The following is a 518-nucleotide window of genomic DNA, read 5'->3' on the forward strand; positions in this document are numbered from 1 at the left end:
GCTCTAACGTGCCAACCCAGCCAAGCGCTATTATAAGCTTGCGGCGAAAGGCATCATTTGTCTCCGAAAAAGAGGTGATTTGAGGGATAAGGCGGTCACAAAACGCGGTGTAAAAATCTCTATGCTTAGATTTAGTGAGGATTTGCGCTATAAGATAGATGGTTTCTATTTTTAGTTTTTGATCGCTCTTTTTGGCTAAGCGCTCAAACAAAAACTCCAGCCCAGCGCCTCCATGCCTATCAAAGCTGCTTTCTAAATTTAGCTGCCAGCCCTCTTGCCACGCTTTGCAAATGAGCTCATAGTGATATGCTAGCTCGCTACTAGCGCCTAAATTTGCTATAAATTTGATCCTTTTGCCATCTGGGAAATTCTCTTTTTCTAACTCCAGATATTCTTTTTCAAGATCATGTAAATTTGGCACTAAATTTTACTTTGTCATCTCAAGTTTGGCTTTGCAGGCATCTTTGTAAGCACTTGTGAAATTTGAACCAACGCATTCGTTTAGATAGGGCTTAGCC

At 41.3% G+C, this 518-nt stretch carries 1 pseudogene; it reads right to left on the bottom strand.

What is annotated here, in order from left to right:
• Positions 1-421 (bottom strand): annotated as a pseudogene (locus CYP43_RS01205) (HEAT repeat domain-containing protein); the annotation flags it as partial.
• Positions 422-518 lie beyond the last annotated feature (97 nt).

It is taken from the genome of Campylobacter concisus (assembly GCF_002913045.1).
Lineage (GTDB): Bacteria > Campylobacterota > Campylobacteria > Campylobacterales > Campylobacteraceae > Campylobacter_A > Campylobacter_A concisus_AP.